This is a genomic window from Pseudoxanthomonas sp. CF385 (assembly GCF_900104255.1).
Lineage (GTDB): Bacteria > Pseudomonadota > Gammaproteobacteria > Xanthomonadales > Xanthomonadaceae > Pseudoxanthomonas_A.
The window spans coordinates 31281-50056 of the sequence record NZ_FNKZ01000004.1 but is presented as its reverse complement, the minus strand read 5'-3'; the positions used below and the strand labels follow the sequence as shown (position 1 = coordinate 50056).

General features: G+C 70.1%; 20 protein-coding genes and 1 riboswitch. Of the genes, 3 read left to right on the top strand and 17 right to left on the bottom strand.

Annotation, left to right across the window (positions count from 1 at the left end):
- Positions 1–16 precede the first annotated feature (16 nt).
- Positions 17–237, bottom strand: a riboswitch (cobalamin riboswitch).
- A 101-nt stretch (positions 238–338) separates the two neighbouring features.
- Positions 339–707, bottom strand: coding sequence for a TfoX/Sxy family protein (locus BLT45_RS17080; protein ID WP_093303684.1), 369 nt, complete (start codon positions 705–707; stop codon positions 339–341).
- Positions 704–1189, bottom strand: coding sequence for a GAF domain-containing protein (locus BLT45_RS17075; RefSeq protein ID WP_093303679.1), 486 nt, complete (start codon positions 1187–1189; stop codon positions 704–706). Before BLT45_RS17075 ends, BLT45_RS17080 begins: the two co-directional genes overlap by 4 nt.
- An 82-nt stretch (positions 1190–1271) precedes the next feature.
- On the opposite strand from BLT45_RS17075, the gene BLT45_RS17070 reads away from it, so the two are divergent.
- Positions 1272–1997, top strand: a complete 726-nt coding sequence (locus BLT45_RS17070) for a TMEM175 family protein (RefSeq protein ID WP_093303675.1) — start codon at positions 1272–1274, stop codon at positions 1995–1997.
- A gap of 4 nt (positions 1998–2001) precedes the next feature.
- Positions 2002–2670 carry a dethiobiotin synthase gene (gene bioD, locus BLT45_RS17065; RefSeq protein ID WP_093303671.1) on the top strand — a complete coding sequence of 223 codons (669 nt, stop codon included), beginning with the start codon at positions 2002–2004 and terminating at the stop codon, positions 2668–2670.
- A gap of 101 nt (positions 2671–2771) precedes the next feature.
- Here the strand turns inward: bioD and BLT45_RS17060 are convergent, their stop codons facing one another.
- From BLT45_RS17060 to BLT45_RS17050, 3 genes are all read right to left on the bottom strand, one after another.
- Positions 2772–3164, bottom strand: a complete 393-nt coding sequence (locus tag BLT45_RS17060; RefSeq protein WP_093303668.1) for a phasin family protein — start codon at positions 3162–3164, stop codon at positions 2772–2774.
- Positions 3165–3319: 155 nt separating this feature from the next.
- Entirely contained in the window at positions 3320–3676 is a 357-nt protein-coding gene (queD, locus tag BLT45_RS17055) for a 6-carboxytetrahydropterin synthase QueD (protein ID WP_093303665.1), read from the bottom strand.
- A 63-nt stretch (positions 3677–3739) separates the two neighbouring features.
- Positions 3740–5101 carry a DEAD/DEAH box helicase gene (locus BLT45_RS17050; protein ID WP_093303662.1) on the bottom strand — a complete coding sequence of 454 codons (1362 nt, stop codon included), beginning with the start codon at positions 5099–5101 and terminating at the stop codon, positions 3740–3742.
- A gap of 400 nt (positions 5102–5501) precedes the next feature.
- Here BLT45_RS17050 and BLT45_RS17045 point away from each other — a divergent pair, with 400 nt between their 5' ends.
- Positions 5502–6269 carry a Crp/Fnr family transcriptional regulator gene (locus BLT45_RS17045; RefSeq protein WP_093303657.1) on the top strand — a complete coding sequence of 256 codons (768 nt, stop codon included), beginning with the start codon at positions 5502–5504 and terminating at the stop codon, positions 6267–6269.
- 96 nt (positions 6270–6365) lie between these two features.
- On the opposite strand, the gene cydC is transcribed toward BLT45_RS17045, so the two are convergent.
- The 12 genes from cydC to ccoN all read right to left on the bottom strand — a co-directional run bounded on the left by cydC (position 6366) and on the right by ccoN (position 18652).
- On the bottom strand, positions 6366–8030 hold the full coding sequence (cydC, locus tag BLT45_RS17040) for a thiol reductant ABC exporter subunit CydC (RefSeq protein WP_093303653.1): 1665 nt from the start codon (positions 8028–8030) through the stop codon (positions 6366–6368).
- Positions 8027–9724, bottom strand: coding sequence for a thiol reductant ABC exporter subunit CydD (gene cydD / locus BLT45_RS17035; protein WP_093303648.1), 1698 nt, complete (start codon positions 9722–9724; stop codon positions 8027–8029). Before cydD ends, cydC begins: the two co-directional genes overlap by 4 nt.
- Complete coding sequence (locus BLT45_RS17030) at positions 9721–10446, bottom strand: sulfite exporter TauE/SafE family protein (protein WP_093303643.1); 726 nt, start codon at positions 10444–10446, stop codon at positions 9721–9723. Before BLT45_RS17030 ends, cydD begins: the two co-directional genes overlap by 4 nt.
- Entirely contained in the window at positions 10436–10630 is a 195-nt protein-coding gene (ccoS, locus tag BLT45_RS17025) for a cbb3-type cytochrome oxidase assembly protein CcoS (RefSeq protein WP_093303639.1), read from the bottom strand. Before ccoS ends, BLT45_RS17030 begins: the two co-directional genes overlap by 11 nt.
- Positions 10627–12999: a heavy metal translocating P-type ATPase gene (locus BLT45_RS17020; protein ID WP_093303634.1), complete on the bottom strand. Its 2373-nt coding sequence runs from the start codon at positions 12997–12999 to the stop codon at positions 10627–10629. Before BLT45_RS17020 ends, ccoS begins: the two co-directional genes overlap by 4 nt.
- Positions 13000–13007: 8 nt before the next feature.
- Complete coding sequence (locus BLT45_RS17015) at positions 13008–13538, bottom strand: FixH family protein (protein ID WP_093303628.1); 531 nt, start codon at positions 13536–13538, stop codon at positions 13008–13010.
- 2 nt (positions 13539–13540) lie between these two features.
- On the bottom strand, positions 13541–15133 hold the full coding sequence (locus BLT45_RS17010; protein WP_093303624.1) for a 4Fe-4S dicluster domain-containing protein: 1593 nt from the start codon (positions 15131–15133) through the stop codon (positions 13541–13543).
- A 77-nt stretch (positions 15134–15210) separates the two neighbouring features.
- Positions 15211–15507 carry a hypothetical protein gene (locus tag BLT45_RS17005; RefSeq protein ID WP_056880835.1) on the bottom strand — a complete coding sequence of 99 codons (297 nt, stop codon included), beginning with the start codon at positions 15505–15507 and terminating at the stop codon, positions 15211–15213.
- Positions 15504–16439 carry a cytochrome-c oxidase, cbb3-type subunit III gene (ccoP, locus tag BLT45_RS17000; RefSeq protein ID WP_093303621.1) on the bottom strand — a complete coding sequence of 312 codons (936 nt, stop codon included), beginning with the start codon at positions 16437–16439 and terminating at the stop codon, positions 15504–15506. Before ccoP ends, BLT45_RS17005 begins: the two co-directional genes overlap by 4 nt.
- Positions 16436–16561: a cbb3-type cytochrome oxidase subunit 3 gene (locus BLT45_RS16995; RefSeq protein WP_254771941.1), complete on the bottom strand. Its 126-nt coding sequence runs from the start codon at positions 16559–16561 to the stop codon at positions 16436–16438. The genes ccoP and BLT45_RS16995 overlap by 4 nt, the downstream gene beginning before the upstream one ends.
- An 18-nt stretch (positions 16562–16579) precedes the next feature.
- Positions 16580–17200 carry a cytochrome-c oxidase, cbb3-type subunit II gene (gene ccoO, locus BLT45_RS16990; RefSeq protein ID WP_093303609.1) on the bottom strand — a complete coding sequence of 207 codons (621 nt, stop codon included), beginning with the start codon at positions 17198–17200 and terminating at the stop codon, positions 16580–16582.
- 12 nt (positions 17201–17212) lie between these two features.
- The gene (gene ccoN, locus BLT45_RS16985; RefSeq protein WP_093303606.1) at positions 17213–18652 is read right to left on the bottom strand and encodes a cytochrome-c oxidase, cbb3-type subunit I; all 1440 of its coding nucleotides are present in this window, start codon (positions 18650–18652) and stop codon (positions 17213–17215) included.
- Between the last annotated feature and the right edge of the window lie 124 nt (positions 18653–18776).

Genomic DNA, 18776 nt, shown 5'->3' with positions numbered 1-18776 from the left:
CGACGCCCTCCGCATCGCAACCAGTGGACTCCCAGGCCGGTCTCCGGGCTTGCGAACGAGTGCAGGGCACTCCGCCGTGGCGCCTTCCCATGCGTCGTGGACGCACAGTGGCCGATGCCGCGGCTGTCTTCGCCTACCGTTGCGGGGGCAGCGCCGGAATGCCGCCATGGGGCGGGTCACCGGCTTCCCGTTTCAACCCGGCACGAGGCGCGGGTCACCTGAAAGCGCGCGCAGTATACGGGAAGCATCCGTCCGCCACGTAGAGCGGAGCTTGCTCCGGTGCTTTCCGGCAACGGAGGGTGTGCGGCGTCGAGCAAGCGCGACGCTACGACGTGCGATCAGTCGTCGCCGCGCGAATCGAACAGGTTCAGCGAAGGACCGCTGTCTTCTTCCGGCTCGGTGTGGGTCGTGGTCACCGGACCGGCGGCCGGGCGGCCGCGCGGCGGCGGCAGCAGGGCGGCGGCGGCATCGTAGGCCACCAGCAGTTCGCCGCGACGCGCCTCGGGCAGCTGCTGCCAGTGGCAGTCCAGCAGCGCGCCTTCCAGCGCGTACAGCAGGTTGAGGCTGGGCCGGAACCCCGCGCGCTTGACCCGGATGAAGGCCTCGACCGCGCCCACCGACTCCAGGTCCTCCTGCGTACGCAGGCCGACCTGGCGGAGCCAGGCGGCGGATTTGGGGCCGATGTTGCGCAGCTTGGTGCCTGTCATGTCAGTGAATCCAGGAAGATGGCGGCGATGCGTTCCATGCCCTCCTGGTCGTCCGCATCGAACCGGGCCAGGCGGGGGCTGTCCAGGTCGAGCACGCCGACGAGTTCGCCCCCTTTCACCAGCGGGACCACCAATTCCGAGCGCGATGCGGAGTCGCAGGCGATGTGGCCCGGAAAGGCGTCCACGTCGTCCACGCGCTGGGTCTGGCGGGTGCGTGCGGCGGCTCCGCAGACCCCCTTGTCCAACGGGATCCGCACGCAGGCTGGTAGTCCTTGGAACGGACCGACCACCAATTCCCGGCCATCGAAGAAGTAGAAGCCCACCCAGTTGAAGTCGGGCAGGGCGTGGTAGACCAGTGCGGCCAGGTTGGCGGCGTTGGCGATCCGGTCCGGTTCGCCGGCCAAGAGGGCACGGGCCTGTTCGGCCAGCTGTGCGTATTGTTCCGGCTTGCTGCCGGTGAGCGTCTGGGAGGCGAATGACATGTCGTCGATTCTACTCCCGGCCCCTCGCGGCGGCCCGATATGATGCATTCCAGCGGCGGACCCGACGGGGAGAAGGGTGAGCATGAAGGCAGGCGATGACGAAGCCGCGTGGCGCGGCCACGGTGTGACCCGGTTGGAAGCGTTCGTGGACGCGGCCTTCGCGTTCGCGGTGACCCTGCTGGTGATCTCGGTGGACCGCATCCCGGACAGCATCGGCGCGCTGCTGCAGGCGTTGAAGAACGTGCCCGCATTCGCCGCCAGCTTCGCGATGGTGGCGATGTTCTGGTACGCGCACGTGCGCTGGAGCCGGCGCTACCGCCTCGGCACGGTGCCGGCCACGCTGCTCAGCCTGCTGCTGGTGTTCCTGGTGCTGGTCTATGTGTATCCGCTGCGCCTGCTGCTGGGCACCTTCTTCGCGTGGATCACCAACGGCTGGCTGCCGATGCCGTTGAACGACGCCAATGGCGCCCGCCCGCTGGCCTTCATGTTCACCTTCTACGGGCTGGCGTTCGCATCGATGTCCGCCTGCATCGGCGGCCTGTACGCGCTGGCATGGCGCGCGCGCGCGCGGCTGGGGCTGGATGGCGACGCCGCCGCCAACGCCGCGGGCGAGTTCGCCTCGCATGCGTACTTCGTCCTGGTCGGGCTGCTGTCGGTGGCGATCGCCGGCCTGCTGACCGAAGACTCGCGTTCCTGGCAGGTCGCCATGCCGGGCAGCGTGTACTTCCTGCTGTCGTTCACCGGGTTCGTCCACGTGTGGGGCCAGCGTTTCGGCACACGCCGTTGGCCGGAACGCGTGGAGGGCTAGGCCGGTGGACAGGCTGTTCGTCACCGGCACCGACACCGGCGTGGGCAAGACCGTCGCCAGCGCTGCGCTGCTGCACGCGTTCCGCGCCCGCGGGCTGCGCGCGGTAGGCATGAAGCCGGTCGCCAGCGGCTGCGAGGCGACGCCGGGGGGATGGCGAAACGAGGACGCGCTCGCGTTGCAGGCCGCCAGCGATCCCGTGCCGCCGTACGAGGACGTGAACCCCTATGCGCTGCCCGCGCCGCTCGCGCCGGAGATCGCCGCGCGCGACGCCGGCGTGGACGTGCAGCTGGGCGTATTGGTGTCCGCCTTCGAGCGGCTGCATCCGCTGGCCGACATGGTGCTGGTGGAAGGCGTCGGCGGCTGGGCCGCGCCGCTGACCGCCACGTTGGACCAGCGCCACCTGGTGCAGGAACTGCGTCTGCCGGTGGTGCTGGTGGTGGGCATGCGGCTGGGCTGCATCAACCATGCGCGCCTCAGTGCGCGCGCGATCCAGGACGACGGTGCGCGCCTGGTGGGCTGGATCGCCAACGAAGTCGATCCGGAGATGGCGCGTCGCGACGAGAACTTCGCGCTGCTGTCCGCGCGCATGCCCGTGCCCTGCTGGGGACGCCTGCCGCATGCGCCGGACATCGACCCCACGCTGCTCAGCCGGCACATCGCGATTCCCGTGTAGGAAGGCGGCGCGGAAAATAAAAAACCCGGCAGCGTGGGGGCTGCCGGGTCGGGTTTGCGCGGAGGGAGGGGAGGGCCGCGCAATAACCGGTTGAAGCGGGCTTACTTGGCCTTCGCGGCCTTGGTCGCCTTGGCCACGGAGGCCTGGACGTTGTCGGTCGCGGTTTCGAACTGGGTCTTCACCAGCTGGCCGAAGGCCTCACCGGTCTTGAGGCTCAGGCCGAACACTTCCTGGCTGGCGGCGACGACGCGCTCGGCGTTGTCCTTGGCGACCTGCAGGCCCTTCGGCCACAGGTTCTTGTAGCCGTCCAGGTCGCGGGTCTCGGCCAGCTCGCCGAAGAAGGCGGTGGTGGCGTCGATGTTCTTTTCGAAGGTCTTCAGCTGCACGCCGAACACGGTCTCGGCGCTTTCCAGGGCCAGGCGATTGGCGCGCGAGGCGGCAGCGGCGAACTGGTGCGTGAACTGGCTGAAGCTTTCGTTGAATTGCGTGGTCATGGCGTGCTCCTAAAAGGGGATTCCCATCTGTTGCGGCGCAGCATAAGACGATCCATGTTGCGGTGCAATAACTGGCGTATGGAAATCCGACGAACGGTCAGGAGCCGTTAAAAATCAAACGCTTGTAGGAAGTGGTATGAAACCGGTTACACGCCTCAGGGGCCGGCGTAACGGCTGCCGGAGGTACAGGTTTCATGCACCACGACGGCGCTGAGCAGCGGCAGCACCGGCTTGGCCTGCTCCCAGACCCAGATGGCCAGCCGCTCGCTGGTGGGGTTGTCCAGGCCCGGGATGTCGTTGAGGTAGTGGTGGTCCAGCCGGTCGTAGATCGGCTTGAAGGCCGCTTTGACGTCGGCGAAGTCCATCACCCAGCCGGCGTGCGGATCGACCGGGCCGGACAGGTGCAGCTCGATGCGGAACGAGTGCCCGTGCAGGCGCGCGCACTTGTGGCCTTCCGGGACGTGCGGCAGGCGGTGCGCGGCTTCGACGGTGAAGACCTTGAAGATGTCCATGCGACGGTTCCTGGAACGTGGAAGCGCGCGGCACCCGCGAAGGTGCCGCGCGTACGGGACGGCTTAGCGGGCCGGGCGCGACTGGCCCTGGCGCGCGCCGCCGGAGCGGCCGCCGTCGCGGCGCTGGCCGCCGTGCTTCTTCGGGCCGGCGTGCGCGTGGCGCGGCGCATCGCCGTGCGGGCGGCGCGCGTGCTTCTGCGGGCCGTTGCGGCGCGGGGTGCGTTCGCCACCCGGCTGGTCGGCCTTGCCCGGGGCGCTGTTGCCCCAGCGGATCGGCGTCTGCGGCTCGAAGCCCGGCACGTCGCGCAGGTCCATGTCGCGGTTGAGCAGGCGGACGATGGCGCGCAGGTACTTGGCTTCGTCCTGCGCGACCAGCGAGATCGCCTGGCCGGTCGACCCGTTGCGGCCGGTGCGGCCGATGCGGTGCACGTAGTCCTCGGCCACCATCGGCAGGTCGAAGTTGATCACCTGCGGCAGCTGGTCGATGTCGATGCCGCGCGCGGCGATGTCGGTGGCGACCAGCACGTTGATGCGGCCGGCCTTGAAGTCGCTGAGCGCGCGCTGGCGGGCGCCCTGCGACTTGTTGCCGTGGATGGCGGCGGTCTTGATGCCGCTCTTCTCCAGGAACGTCGCCAGCTTGTCGCTGCCGTGCTTGGTGCGGGCGAACACCAGCGTCTGCAGGCGGCTGTCCTGGGCCAGCAGGTGCAGCAGCAGGTCGCGCTTGCGGCTGCCGTCCACCGGATGGACGCGGTGGGTGATGGTCTCGGCGACGGTATTGCGCGGGGTCACCTGGATCTGCTTCGGCTCGCGCATGAACTCCAGCGCCAGCTCGCGGATCGGATCGGCGAAGGTCGCGGAGAACAGCATGGTCTGGCGGTTCTGGCGCGGCAGCTTGGCGAGGATGCGCTTGATCGACGGCAGGAAGCCCATGTCGAGCATGCGGTCGGCTTCGTCCAGCACCAGGATCTCGATGCCCGACAGGTCCACGCTGCGGCGCTCGAGGTGGTCGATCAGGCGGCCCGGGCAGGCGATCACCAGGTCCACGCCACGGCGCAGCGCGTCCAGCTGGTTGCCCATGCCGACGCCGCCGTAGATGGTGGTGCTGGGGATGCGCAGGTACTTCCCGTAACCGCGCAGGCTGTCGTGCACCTGCACGGCCAGTTCGCGGGTGGGGGTCAGGACGAGGGCGCGCGGCTTGCGCGGCCCGCCCCGCTGCACTTCCTGCGGGGTGGTGGCCAGGTACTGGATCAGCGGCAGGCCGAAGGCCGCCGTCTTGCCGGTACCGGTCTGCGCGCCGGCGAGCAGGTCATGGCCGGCCAGGGCCAGCGGAATGGCCTGTTCCTGCACGGGGGTGGGCTGGGTGTAGCCCTGTTCGTCCAGCGCGCGCAGCAGGGCGGGCGCAAGGCCAAGGGTTTCAAACGTCATGGATGAGGCTCCAAAGCGGGTCGGCCGAACACGCACGCAACGCCGGCACAGCGATGTGCGGCAACGTAGGACGCGCGGAATGCGGCAAGACCGTGACTCGAAGCGTTCCCTGAAACCGCGCTGCGAGAAGGGGTGCGGAGGCGCCAAAACGGCGCTACCGAGCTTGCGCAACGAAAGAAGTCGGAGCGGGGCGGGCGCGGGAACTCGCGGGGAATTCCCTGCGCCGGCGGACCATCGGGGAAACGAACGGCCGCAGGCAAGCGGCGCGCACTGTACCCGAATCCGGGCCTGAATGGGGGAATCCCCGCTGAAAGACCCTGCTGCGACCGATTGTCGCACTACGGAAATCAAGGGTTTGCGGGCGTATCATGGCCCGTGAAGACCCACGTAGCCGACCGCCATGAGCCTTCGCATCCTCCGCCAGAACGACGCCCCCGTGACCGGTTCCGCCGGCAGCGAGGCCGTGGTGTGTCAGGCCTCGCGCGGCTGCAGCGGCTGCCTGGTCCGGCATCTGGCCGTCTGCGCGGCGCTGCCGGTCCAGAAGGCGCATGCGATGGAATCGCTGGCCGACGACGTCCGCCTGGGGGCCGGCGAGGCCCTGGTCCGCGAGGGCGAGCCGCGCCGCGGCGTGTTCACGGTGACCAAGGGCGCGCTGCGCCGGATCCGCCTGCTGCCCGACGGGCGCCGGCTGGTGGCCGGTTTCCTGATGCCGGGCGACTTCATCGGCTTCAGCGGCACTTCGCACTACCGGCACACCATCGAGTCGATCACCGACAGCGCGCTGTGCGAATTCTCGATGGCCGACATGCGCAGCCTGTGCAACGACCACCCCGAACTCGAGCGCGAACTGCTCGAGCGTGCCTGCGTGGAGCTGGACGCCACCCGCGGCAACCTGATGTCGCTCGCCCGCCTGAACCCGATGGAGCGGCTGGCCGGCTTCCTCGTCGACATGGCGCAGCGTCGCCGCCGGCAGGGCCAGGACGACACCGAAGTGATCCTGCCGATGACGCGCACCGACATCGCCGACTACCTGGGCCTGACCGTGGAAACGGTGAGCCGCAGCTTCACCCGCCTGCGCCAGGAAGGCAGCATCGCCACCGAAGACCCGCATCACGTGCGCCTGCTGAACCGCACGCGCCTGGATGCCCTGGCCGAAGCGCGGGCCTGAGAGCTGCTGAAGTTTCTTGTGGGAGCGACGTAAGTCGCGATGACCCACCTGGAATGCCTCATCGCGACTTACGTCGCTCCCACTGCAGCGTTCGCCTTACTCGCGCACCAGCGTCCCACCCTGCAACCGGTAGCGCGCATCCGCCACACCGTCCGGCAACACCGCATGGCTGATGATCAGCGCGCTGCGTCCGCGCGCGGCGTCGGCGAAGTCGCGCATCAGTGCATCGGCGGTGTCCTGGTCCAGGCCCTCGGTAGGTTCGTCGAGCAGCAGCAGCGGGGCATCGCGCAGCAGGGCGCGCGCCAGCGCGAGTCGGCGCGCCTGGCCGGCCGAGAGCGTGGCGCCATTCTCGCCGACCCACGCGTCCAGGCCGTCGGGGAGGCTGCGCACGTGCGCTTCCAGCCGCACCTGGGCGAGCACGGACCACAGTCGCGCGTCATCAGCGGTCGGATCGCCGAGCTGAAGGTTCCCGCGCACGCTGCCGGAGAAAACCGGCGCATCCTGCGGCAGCCACGCGATGCGTGCATGCCAGTCCGCGGGCGAGAGCGTGCGCAGGTCGGCGCCCGCGAACGACACCGCGCCCGCCTGGGGTTCGCACAGGCCCAGCACCAACGCCACCAGCGACGACTTGCCCGCGCCGCTGTCGCCCGCGATGACCACGTGCTCGCCCGGCGCGATGCTCAACTCTGCTCCGTCGAGCACCGGGCGCGATGCTCCCGGCCATGCGAACGTCATCGCCTGCAGCACCAGCGCGCCCTGCGCATCCGGCACGCGCGTGCCCGCAGGCGAGGTGCGCGCAGGTGCATCGGCGACGCCTTCCAAGCGGCGCGCGGCAACGGAGGAAGCGTGCCACGCCTGCCACGCGGGCACGACGGCGGTGCATGCGTCCAGCACCGCGATTGTCATGAAGAACAACGCACCGGCCAGGGCCGCGTCGAGCCGGCCCGCATCCACCGCGGACAGCAACACCCACAACATCGCAGGCAGCGCGAACGCAGCGACCAGCGCCTGCAGCCCGGTGGCATCGGCAATCCGCCGCCTGCGCGCGCCGTCCCAGCGCGCGACGTCATGGCTGCGCGCGTCCAGCGCCCTCAGCCAAGCCGTGGTGGCATCCATCGCCGCGAGATCCGCCTGGCCCTCGATGCCTTCCTGTACGCTCGCGCGCAGCTGGGTGCGGGCCTGCGCACGCGCGTCTTCGAGCGCCGACGCGCGACGGACCGACCACCCGGGGACCACGACGCCGAGCAGCAGCAGCGCCGCCAGCAGCAGCGCGCCGGCAACGGGCAGCACGCAGACCGCGATGCCGACCGCGAGTACGCCCAGTGCCAGCACCGCGAGCAGGGGACCGATCGCGCGCACCAGCCGACCATCCACGGCATCGATGTCGGCCAACAGTCGCGTGACCAGTTCGCCGACGCGGTAACGGCCCAGTCCCAGCGGAGCGAGCGGCAGGGCGCGGCGGAAGAACCACACCCGCAGATCGCGGGCGATGCGCAGCGTGGCATCGTGGCCCACCAGCTTTTCCGCATACCGCGACAGGATGCGCACGAAGGTCAGCGCGCGGATGCCAGCGGACGGGCCGAAGAAGTTGAAGCCGAGCGCGCCGGTGCCTGCGAGCGCGGCCGCGGTCAGGAAGTGCCCCGACACCGCCAGCAGCGCCGTGCCCGCCAGCAGCGTGAGCAGCAACAAGGCCACGGCCAGGACCGTGCGGCGCCGATGCGCGCCCAGCGCGTCGCGCAGGCGGGCGTCATGCGTGCTCATGCGGGTGCCTCCAGCGCGCGCATGCGACCCTCGTCGATGCGCCGGATCGCGTCCATCGCCGCCATCGCGGCCGCGCTGTGCGTCGCCATCACCACGCAGCGCCCTTCGGCGAAGCGGACGATCGCCTGCAGCACCGCGGCTTCGGTATCGGGGTCGAGGAAGGCGGTGGGTTCGTCGAGCAGCAGCAGATCCGGTGCGCGCAGGAACACGCGCGCCAGCGCCACGCGCCTCGCTTCGCCTCCCGAGAGCCCGAACCCGCGCTCGCCGATCACGGTGTCCAGCCCGTCCGGCAGCCGGTCGGCGAAGCGCAACACCTGCGCGGCGTCGGCGGCGGCCCGCAGGTCCTCGTCGCTGGCGTCGGGCCTGGCCATCCGCAGGTTCTCGCGGAGGCTGCCGGCGAACAGGAACGGCCGCTGCGGTGCGTAGCCGATGCGCAGGCCGGGCGCGCGGGTCAGCTCGGCCCCGGTCGGAGGCACGAGGCCGGCCAGGGCATCGAGCAGCGTGCTCTTCCCGCCGCCGCTGGGGCCGACCAGCGCCACGCACTGACCGCGGCGCAGCTCGATGTCCGCGTCGTGCAGGGCATCCCGCGCTGCGCCGGCGTGCCGTACCGTCAGTCCGCGTGCCACGACCAGGGAGGCCGGATCGGGATCGTGCTGCGCGCGCGCGGTACGCGTATCTTCAGGCGTATCGAGCAGGGGCGCGAGTTCGTCCATCGCCGCACGCGCCGCGGCGCGGTCGTGGTAGTGCGTCGCCAGCCGGCGCAGCGGCGCGTAGAACTCCGGTGCGAGCAGCAGGCAGAACACGCCCATGCCCAGGGTGAGCGGCTGCGTGCGCAGGTCGATCATGCCCAGGTAGCTCAGGCCCAGGTACAGCGCGACCATTGCCACGCTCAGCGACGCGAAGAACTCCAGTACCGCCGACGAGAGGAAAGCGATGCGCAGCACGCGCAAGCTACGCACGCGCAGCGCCTCGGCGGCGGCGCGGATGCCGCGCAGTTCGGCCTCGCCACGTCCGTACAGGCGGATCAGACCCAGGCCGCGCAACCGATCCGCGAAATGGCCGCCCATGCGCGCCAGCGCCTGCAACTGCTGGCGGCTCGCCGCTTCGGCGCCCCAGCCGACCAGCATCATGAACACCGGTACCAGCGGCATCGTCAGCAGCAGCACCAGCCCGACCGCGCGATCCACGGCGAACACCGCCAGCAGGATCGCCAGCGGCACGCCGACGACTTCCGCCCGCAACGGCACGAAACCACCGTAGTAGCCCTCGACCGCATCGACGTGTGCGCCCAGGTGCTCGGCCAGTGCGCCGCTTTGCTGCGTGCGTACCCAGGCCGGCCCGCGTGCGACCACCGCATGCGCGACGCGCGCGCGCAACGCCACCCGGATCCGCTCCACGGCCTGGTCCGCCCAGCGCCGGCCGGCCCAGCCGAGCAACGCGCGCAGCAGCAGCGTGCCGAGCAATGCGGCCAGCAGCGGGGCCTGCGCCGCGGCGGATTCGCCGGCGACGAACACGCGCTGGATGCACAGCGCGATCAACGCCGCCTGCGGCACCACCAACACACCGGCGAGCACGGCGCAGCCGCTCGCGCCACGCAATGGCAAGGCGGCTTCGCGCCCCAGGCCCGCGAGCCGCGCCTGGGGCGTCAGCGTTGGCGATGCCGGGCGCGCGCCGGCGGCAGGCGCGTCGCTCATGCGGGCAGCGGACGACAGCCGAGCGCCGCCAGGATGCCGTGCAGCGCGGGATGCTGCATCAACCAGGGCGACGCGATCGTCAGCAGGCCGGCCGCCAGCACGAAGCCCGCGGCGATGCGTCGGAACGCCGGCTGTTGCCAGCGTCGCCCCAGGCGTGCGCCCGACCAGGTCAGAGCGACCATCATCGGCAGCGTGCCCAGGCCGAACGCGGCCATCGTCAGCGCGGCGTCGCGTGCGTTGGCCTGCAGCCACGCGACGGTCAGCAGGCTGAGGCTGAGGCCGCACGGCAACCAGCCCCACAGCGCGCCCGCTGCCAGGCGGCGCGGCAGCGTGTCCGCGGGCAGCACGCGCGCATGCAGCGGGCGCAGCGCCTGCCAGACCTTCGCGCCGGGACGGGCGAGGAAATCCAGCCGCCCGCGCTGGTCGAGCAGGCGCAGCGCGAGCACCACCAGGGCGAGCCCCACGCCGACACGCATCGCCAGCACGGCCGTTTCTTGGCGCGCCAGCGCCAGCAGGCCCCCGCCGAACGCGCCCACCAGCGCGCCGGCGAGCGCGTAGCCACCGACGCGACCCAGGTTCAGCTGCAGCGCTTCGCGCCAGCCCTGCCGGGTCGACATGGCCGAAAACCCGGTGGCGATGCCGCCGCACATCACGGCGCAGTGCGTGCTGCCCACGAGCCCCGCGAGCAGCGCGGCGAGCAGGACGGGAACATCAGGCCCCATCGTCGCCTTCGCGCGGGGCGGAGGCCGGCGGTGCCGAGGGGCGCGGCGGCGCATCGTCGAGGATGTCCAACGCCGGCGTGTCGAGGTCGTCGAACTGGCCCTTGCGCACTGCCCAGGCGAACGCGGCGATCGCCAGTCCCAGCAGGAGCAGGCTGATCGGCAGCAGCATCAGCAGGATGTTCATGCGGCGAGTCTCCTGTCGTCGCGCGCCAGTCGCAGCGCGTTGACCGTCACGGCCAGCGAGGATACCGCCATGCCCAGCGCGGCGATCCACGGCGTGACCAGGCCGGCGGCGGCGAGCGGCACGGCGAGGAGGTTGTAGCCCGCGGACCAGGCGAGGTTCTGCTTCACCAGGCGACGCGCGAGCCGGGCCACGCGCATGGCGTCGGCGATGCGCAGCAGCGAGGGGCCTGTAGCGACCAGGTCCGCGGCCTGCTGCGCGAGCGGCGCGCCTTCGCCCATCGCGATGGAGACGTCGGCACCGGCGAGCACCGGCGCGTCGTTGAGGCCGTCGCCGACCATCGCCACGATGCGCCCTTCCTGTTGCAACTGGCGCACCCACGCCAGCTTGTCCTCGGGCGACTGGCGCGCGCGCGGCGCGTCGATGCCGAGCGCATGCGCGAGCCGCTGCACGGCGCCTTCGCTGTCGCCGCTGGCCAGGTGCAGCTGCAGCCCCTGCGTGCGCAGCGCATCGAGCGCGGCGGCCGCATCCTCGCGCGGGCGCTCGCTCAGCGTGAAGCGCGCCACGCCGTGCGTGCCGTCGCCGAGCCACAGGCCTCCGTCGTCCACGCGTCCCGCCGCCCAGTCCGCGCGGCCGAGGCGCCAGCGCCGGCCATCGATCTCGCCTTCCACGCCGTGGCCAGGATGCGCCACCACCGCCAGCGCGGTCGCGCGGACGTCGACGTCGGAAAAGGCGGCGGCGATGGGGTGGCCGCTGTCCTTCTCCAGCGCGGCTGCGATGCGCGTGGCGGCCTCCGCGTCCACACCGTTGAACACATCGACCGCCACCCGCGCCGGACGGCCGTCGCTGAGCGTGCCGGTCTTGTCGAACACCATGTCGGTGGCCCGCGCCAGCGTGTCCAGCGCTTCCGGTCGCGTCGCGAGCACGCCGCAGCGCGCCAGCGCACCGTGCGCCGCAGCGAGCACCGCCGGCACCGACAGCGACAGCGCGCAGGGGCAGCTGATCACCAGCAGGGCGAGGGTCACTTCGAACGCGCGCTCCGGCTGGTAGACGCGCCAGCCGATGTAGACGGCGACCGCGAGCACCAGCAGGCTGACCACGAAATGGCGGCCGACCCGGTCGGCCATGCGCGCCAGCGGTGGCCGATGGCCTTGCGCACGGTCGACCAACTCGGCCAGCTGCGACAGGCGCGTGGCCGTGCCGGTGGCGGTGGCGCGCAACCGCGCCGGACGCTCGCGGCAGGTCGTACCCGCATACACCGTCTCGCCCGCGCGCCGCCGCACGGGGCGCGATTCGCCGGTCAGCAACGCCTCCTCGAAATCCGCGTCCTGGTCGAGCAGTACGCCATCGGCGGGCACGCCATCGCCGGCGGCCACGCAGACGGTGTCCCCGATGCGCAGCGCCGACGGCGGCACGGATTCGCGGGTGCCGTCTTCGCGCTCGCGGGTGGCGAACACCGGCTGCGCCCGCGCCAGCGCATCGACCTGCGCGGTCGCGACGTTGCGCGCGCGCTGTTCCAGCATGCGTGCGGCCAGCAGCAGGAACACGAACATCACCGCGGCGTCGTACCAGACGTGGGTGCCGCCGCGGATCGTCTCCACCAGGCTGGCGAAGTAAGCCAGCAGCGTGGAGCCCGCGATCAACGTGTCCATGCCGAGGTGGCGGGCGCGCAGCTCGCGCGCCATGCCGGCGAGGAACGGCCAGCCGCTGTAGAACACCACCGGCGTGCTGACCAGGAAGGTCAGCCAGCGGAACAGGTCGCGCGTCGGTAGCGGCATCGTCGCGTTGACGTCGAGGTACAGCGCCTCGGCCAGCATCATCGCCTGCAGCGATCCCAGGCCGGCCACGCCCAGCCGCAGCAGCCAGCGGCGGCGTTCGGACAGGCGTGCCTGTTCGCGCGCATCGCCGGTCGCCAGATAGGGCCGGTAGCCGAGCATCGCCAGGCGATGCAGCAGTGTGGAGAGTGTCGTGCGGGCGGGATCCCAGGCGATGCGGATGCGGCCGGTGACCGCGTTCGCGGTGGTGTCGAGCACGCCGGCTTCGCGCGCCAATGCGCGATCGATCAGCCAGGCGCAGGCCGCGCAGCGCATGCCGTCGGTGAGTAGCACGATCTCGCGGCCGCCGTCGACGTCGCGGCTGTGTTCGTCCAGCAGTTCAGTGCGGTCCCAGCTTGCGAGATCCAACCGGTCGGCCTGCACGCGGTTGGCGCTGGCACTGCGCAGGCGGTAGTAGCTGCCGAGGTCGGCATCCTCGATCCACGCGGCGGCGGCGGCGCAGCCTTCGCAGCAGAAGACATGGCTGCCCGCCGTGACCGGGTGCCCGCTGGCGACCGGTTCGCCGCAGTGATGGCAGGGCACCACGGGCGCGTCCATGGCAGGACTCAGCCGCCCCCGAGCGACGGCGCCAGGCGCGAGGCCTGCGTGTCTTTCTGCAGGCGGCCGCGGATGCGCCACTGGTCGTTGTCGGGCGTCAACTGCAGGTTCCAGTCGTGGCGCGTGTCGATCTCGGCGGGCGCGGTCCAGCCGGTGGTGGTGCGCGCTAGCGGCAGGCGCACGTCCTGCGCGGCCTCGGTGGGGTGCGTCATCACGAGGACGAGCCCGGTCTCGCGACCGAACTCACCGGTCACCGCGGTCAGCTCCACGTGATCGGGGCGTACCTGCAGGATCGCGCTGAGTTGGCGCTGCGCGGCGCGTTCGTCGGGTCCCAGATCGGTGGTCTGGATCTGCGACACGCGCTGCACGTCGTCGATGACGGGGTCGGCGCCACCCGCGCGCACGGCAGTCACCACCAGCCAGATGCCGGCGACGACCGAGGCCAGTGGCAGGCCCCACACCAGCCACACCATCGGTTCCTTCCAGAACGGGCGGGCGGTGCCGGCAGGGGCATCGCTGGCGGGAGCAGCGGATTTCATGGTCATTGGATCGGTCCGAAGTAACTGCTGTCCACGGTCTTCTCGGTGCCGGTGTCGACGTCGCGGACGGTGAACGTCACGGCATGGCGGCCGCGCAGGGTGGCGGGAGCGGCGGCGGTGACCGCCAGCGAGAGCACTTCCTCGGGCTCGGCGCGCACCGACAGGTCGCCATCACGCAGGCGGATGCCGGGTGAGCCCGAGGCCAGCGTCACCCGGTAGCGGTGCGCCTGTTGATCCTTGTTCACCAGCTTGAGCGTGTAGCTGTTCTCGACCTGCGCACCCGCGACCTCGCGGTACAGCGCATTGCGGTCGCGCAGCACCTCGGCGATCAGCACGTCGCGGTTGAACACGCCCCAGCCCCATGCCGTCACCAGTGCCAGCAGGATCGCGCCGTACACGAAGATGCGGGGGCGCAGCACCTTCGACGGCTTGCCGTCGATGGCGTTCTGGGTGGTGTAGCGGATCAGGCCTTTCGGGTAGCCCATCTTGTCCATCACGTCGTCGCAGGCGTCGATGCACGCGCCACAGGCGATGCATTCGTACTGCAGGCCGTTGCGGATGTCGATGCCGGTGGGACAGACCTGCACGCAGATCGTGCAGTCGATGCAGTCGCCCAGCTGCTCGGGGACGAACTTCGGCAGCGGCTCGATCACCGCGCCGGCACCGGCGAAGGTGATGGTGCCGTGCGCGCCGAGCCGCTGGTCGGCGAGGCTCGGATGCGCGGCGGCGCGCATCACGTAGTCGTACGCGGTGGTGTTCTCCAGCAGGCCGCGCGCGCGTTCCAGCACGCTGCCGAGGCCGCGCTTGCGCGGGCCGCGCGGCTCGCCGCGCATCGGGTCGTACGCGATGATCAGCGTGTTGCGGTCGAACATCGCCGCCTGGAAGCGCGCGTACGGACACATGTACTTGCAGACCTGCTCGCGCAGGACGCCGGCGAAGCCCCACGTGGCCAGGGCGTAGAAGAACACCCAGAAGGTTTCCCAGCCGCCCCAGGCGAACGGCCACAGGCGTGCGCCGAGATCGAGGATGGGGGTGAAGAAGCCGACGAAGGTGAAGCCCGTCCACAGGGCGAACACGGCCCACAGCACGTGCTTGCTGCCCTTGCGCAGCAGCTTGTTCGCGCTCCACGGCGCCGCGTCCAGCTTGATGCGCGCGCTGCGATCGCCCTCGGTCCAGCGCTCCATCCACAGGAACACTTCCGTCCACACCGTCTGGGGGCAGGCATAGCCGCACCACAGGCGTCCCGCCAGCGCGGTGAAGAAGAACAGCGCCATCGCCGCGATGATCAGCAGCACGGCCAGCAGCAGGAAATCCTGCGGCCAGAAAACCAGCCCGAACACGTAGAACTTGCGGGCCGGAAGATCGAACAGCACCGCCTGGCGGTCGTCCCACTTCAGCCACGGGAACACGTAGTACATGCCCAGCAGCCACCAGACCGCTGCCACGCGCAGCCGGTTGAGCGTGCCCGCCACATCGCGCGGGTAGACCTTGCGCTCGCTGACGTAGAACGAGTTGCCCTGCGCGTCGACCACATCCAGCGGGATGCGGCGCTTGCTGTCGGGAGCGGGGGAAGGGGACGAGGCTGGCGTGGACATGGCAGTGTCTGTCTTGGCTGGCGTCATGCTCGCGCTGCGCGCGTGCGCGAGGGAGCGACGGTTTGTCGCAGGCGCGCTCAGTCGGGCGGCAGCGCGCGGTTGAAGCGGCTCGCGGGACGCAGCAGGATCCAGGTGAAGAGACTGCTGGCGGCGGTGGCCAGCCAGAACATGAAGAAACCCAGCGTGTAGCCGAGTTCGCGGCTGATCGCCAGGTCGGGGAAGGTCATGTCGCGCAGCGTCAGCGGATCGACGAAGGCGAAGAACACCATCGTCGCCACGCCGGCGGCGAAGAAACTGGGCCAGAGCACCGCCCCGACGCGCTGCGCGAGCGGCCGGGGCGGGTGGTCGAGGCGGGGCTCGGTGAAATCGGTCATTGCGCGCCGGCTGCCGCCTGACCCTCCTTGTGCGAGAGCGACCAGACGTACGAGGCCACGAGGCGCGCGCGGGTCTCGCCCAGCAGCTCGCGGTGGGCGGGCATCACGCCATGACGACCCTTCGTGATCGTGGTGCGCATGCTCTCCTTGCTGTTGCCGTACAGCCAGTAGTCGTCGGTCAGGTCGGGCGCGCCCAGTTCCGGATTGCCCTTGCCGTTCACGCCGTGGCAGGCCACGCAAAGGCCATCGTACAGCGGCTTGCCCTGGGCGGCCATGAAGTTGTTCTTCATGCCTTCCTCGGGATTGCCGAGCACGTTGACGTACGCGACCACGTAGTCGACCGCGTTCTCGCCGCCCATGTTGGTGAGCGCGGTGCCCCATTCCGGCATCACGCCGTCGCGGCCATCCAGCACCGTCTGCAGCACGAGGTCCGGCGTGCCGCCCCAATGCCAGATGTTGTCGGTCAGGTTGGGATAGCCGATGGCGCCCTGGCCCGACGAGCCATGGCAGGTGGCGCAGGTGTTGTTGAAGATCGAGCGGCCCAGCGCCAGCGCCTTCGGATCCTTGGCCAGTGCGTCGATCGACTGCCCGGCGAAGGGCGCGAAGGTCGCTTCCAGCTTCTTGTCTTCCACGGCCTTCTGCTGGTCGTGCTCGCCGTTGGACGACCACTTGGCGTAGCCGGGAATCACGCCCAGGCCGCCGTACCAGGCGATGTAGCCGATGCTGAAGACGATGGTGATGTAGAAGAGGTTGATCCACCACTTCGGCAGCGGCTTGTTGTACTCGGTGAGGTCGCCATCCCACACGTGGGAGGTGTCCTCCGGCGCGGGGTCGCCGGGACGGCGGCGGCCGGTCCACCACAGCAGCCACACGCAGCCCAGGATGTTCAGTACGACCAGCGCGACGATGAACCCGATCCAGCCTGCGCTCATGGGTTGTTCTCCCCGTCCTCACCCAGCGGCATGCGAGCCGCGTCCTCGAAATCAGCCTTGCGGCGCGGGCTCCACGCCCACGCCCAGCCGGCGATGAAGAGCACGATCAGTGCTCCGGTCACGATCCCCGATACCATGGCTCAGCCTCCCCTCGGCGCGGCCTTGCCCAGCCCTTGCAGGTAGGCGACCACGGCGTCCAGTTCTGTGCGGCCTTCGACATCGGAGGCGGCGTTGTTGATCTCTTCGTCCGTGTACGGGTCGCCGATGCGCTGCAGCGTCTTCATGCGCTGGGCCACTTCGGCGCCGTCGACGCTGGCGTTTTCCAGCCAGGGGAAGGACGGCATGTTCGATTCCGGCACCACGTCGCGCGGGTTCAACAGGTGCACGCGGTGCCAGTCGTCGGAGTAGCGACCGCCGACGCGGGCAAGGTCCGGTCCGGTGCGCTTGCTGCCCCACTGGAACGGGCGGTCGTAGACCGATTCGCCGGCCAGCGAGTAGTGGCCGTAGCGCTCGGATTCGAAACGCAGCGTGCGGACCATCTGCGAGTGGCAGTTGTAGCAGCCCTCGCGGATGTAGATGTCGCGGCCGGCCAGTTGCAGCGCCGGGTAGGGCTTCACGCCTTCCAGCGGTTTGATCGCCTCGGCTTGGAACATCAGGGGGACGATCTCGGCCAGGCCGCCAAATGACACCGCCACCGCGATCAGCACCGCCATCAGGCCGACGTTCTTCTCGACTTTCTCGTGCGAATTTCCGTTACTCATGTCGTCGGCTCCTCAGGCGCGCGCTTGGCTGGCATCGGGCTGCAGGATCGGCTGCGGCGCGACGGACTTGGCTGCCTGGAAGGTCTTCCAGGTGTTCCAGGCCATCAGCAACATGCCGCAGAAGACCAGCAGGCCGCCGCCCAGGCGGACCAGGTAGTAGGGGTAGGTGGCGTTCAACGCCTCGACGAAGCTGTAGGTCAGCGTGCCGTCGGCGTTGGTGGCGCGCCACATCAGGCCCTGCATGACGCCGGCGATCCACATCGAGGCGATGTAGAACACCACGCCCAGCGTGTGCAGCCAGAAGTGCGTGTCGATGGCCTTGACCGAATGCATCTGCTCGCGGCCCAGCAGCTTGGGCAGCATCGCGTAGACCGAGCCGATGGTGATCATCGCCACCCAGCCCAGGGCGCCGGCGTGCACGTGGCCGATGGTCCAGTCGGTGTAATGGCTCAGCGAGTTGACCGTCTTGATCGACATCATCGGACCTTCGAAGGTCGACATCATGTAGAACGACAGCGAGACGATCAGGAACTTCAGGATCGGATCGGTGCGCAGCTTGTGCCACACGCCGGATAGCGTCAGTACGCCGTTGATGGCGCCGCCCCAGCTGGGGGCCAGCAGGATGAGCGAGAACACCATGCCCAGGCTCTGCGCCCAGTCCGGCAGCGCGGTGTAGTGCAGGTGGTGCGGGCCGGCCCACATGTAGATGGCGATCAGCGCCCAGAAGTGGACGATCGACAGCCGGTAGGAGTAAACCGGGCGGCCGGCCTGCTTCGGCACGAAGTAGTACATCATCCCGAGGAAGCCGGCGGTCAGGAAGAAGCCCACCGCGTTGTGGCCGTACCACCACTGCACCATCGCATCGACCGCGCCGCTGTAGACCGGGTAGGAATGCAGCAGGCCGCTGGGCAGGGCGAGGCTGTTGACGATGTGCAGCAGGGCCACGGCGATGATGTAGGCGCCGAAGAACCAGTTCGCCACGTAGATGTGCTTCACCGCGCGCTTGGCGATGGTGCCGAAGAACAGCACGGCGTAGGAGACCCAGACCACCGCGATCAGCACGTCGATCGGCCAGATCAGTTCGGCGTACTCCTTGCCCTGGGTCAGGCCCAGCGGCAGGGACACTGCGGCGGCCACGATGACCAGCTGCCAGCCCCAGAACACGAAGGCCGCCAGCTTGTCCGAGATCAGCCGCACGTGGCTGGTCCGCTGCACCACGTGCAGGCTGGTGGCGAACAGCGCGCAGCCGCCGAACGCGAAGATCACCGCATTGGTGTGCAGCGGCCGCAGCCGACCGTAGCTCAACCACGGCAGGTCGAAATTCAGGGCCGGCCAGTACAGCTGGGCGGCGATCAGCACCCCCACCAGCATCCCCACGATGCCCCAGACCACGGTCATCACCGTGAACTGGCGCACCACCTTGTCGTTGTAAGTCCCCTGGACGCCTTGCATGCGGCCTCTCCTATTCTGGTACGGTGGATTCTCCGGCCCGGTCGGGCGGGCCGCATTGATCAGGATCAACCCCTCCCGGAGCCGGTGGCCGCGGGGCGCGCAGGATGCCGCAGGTCGGGGCGCC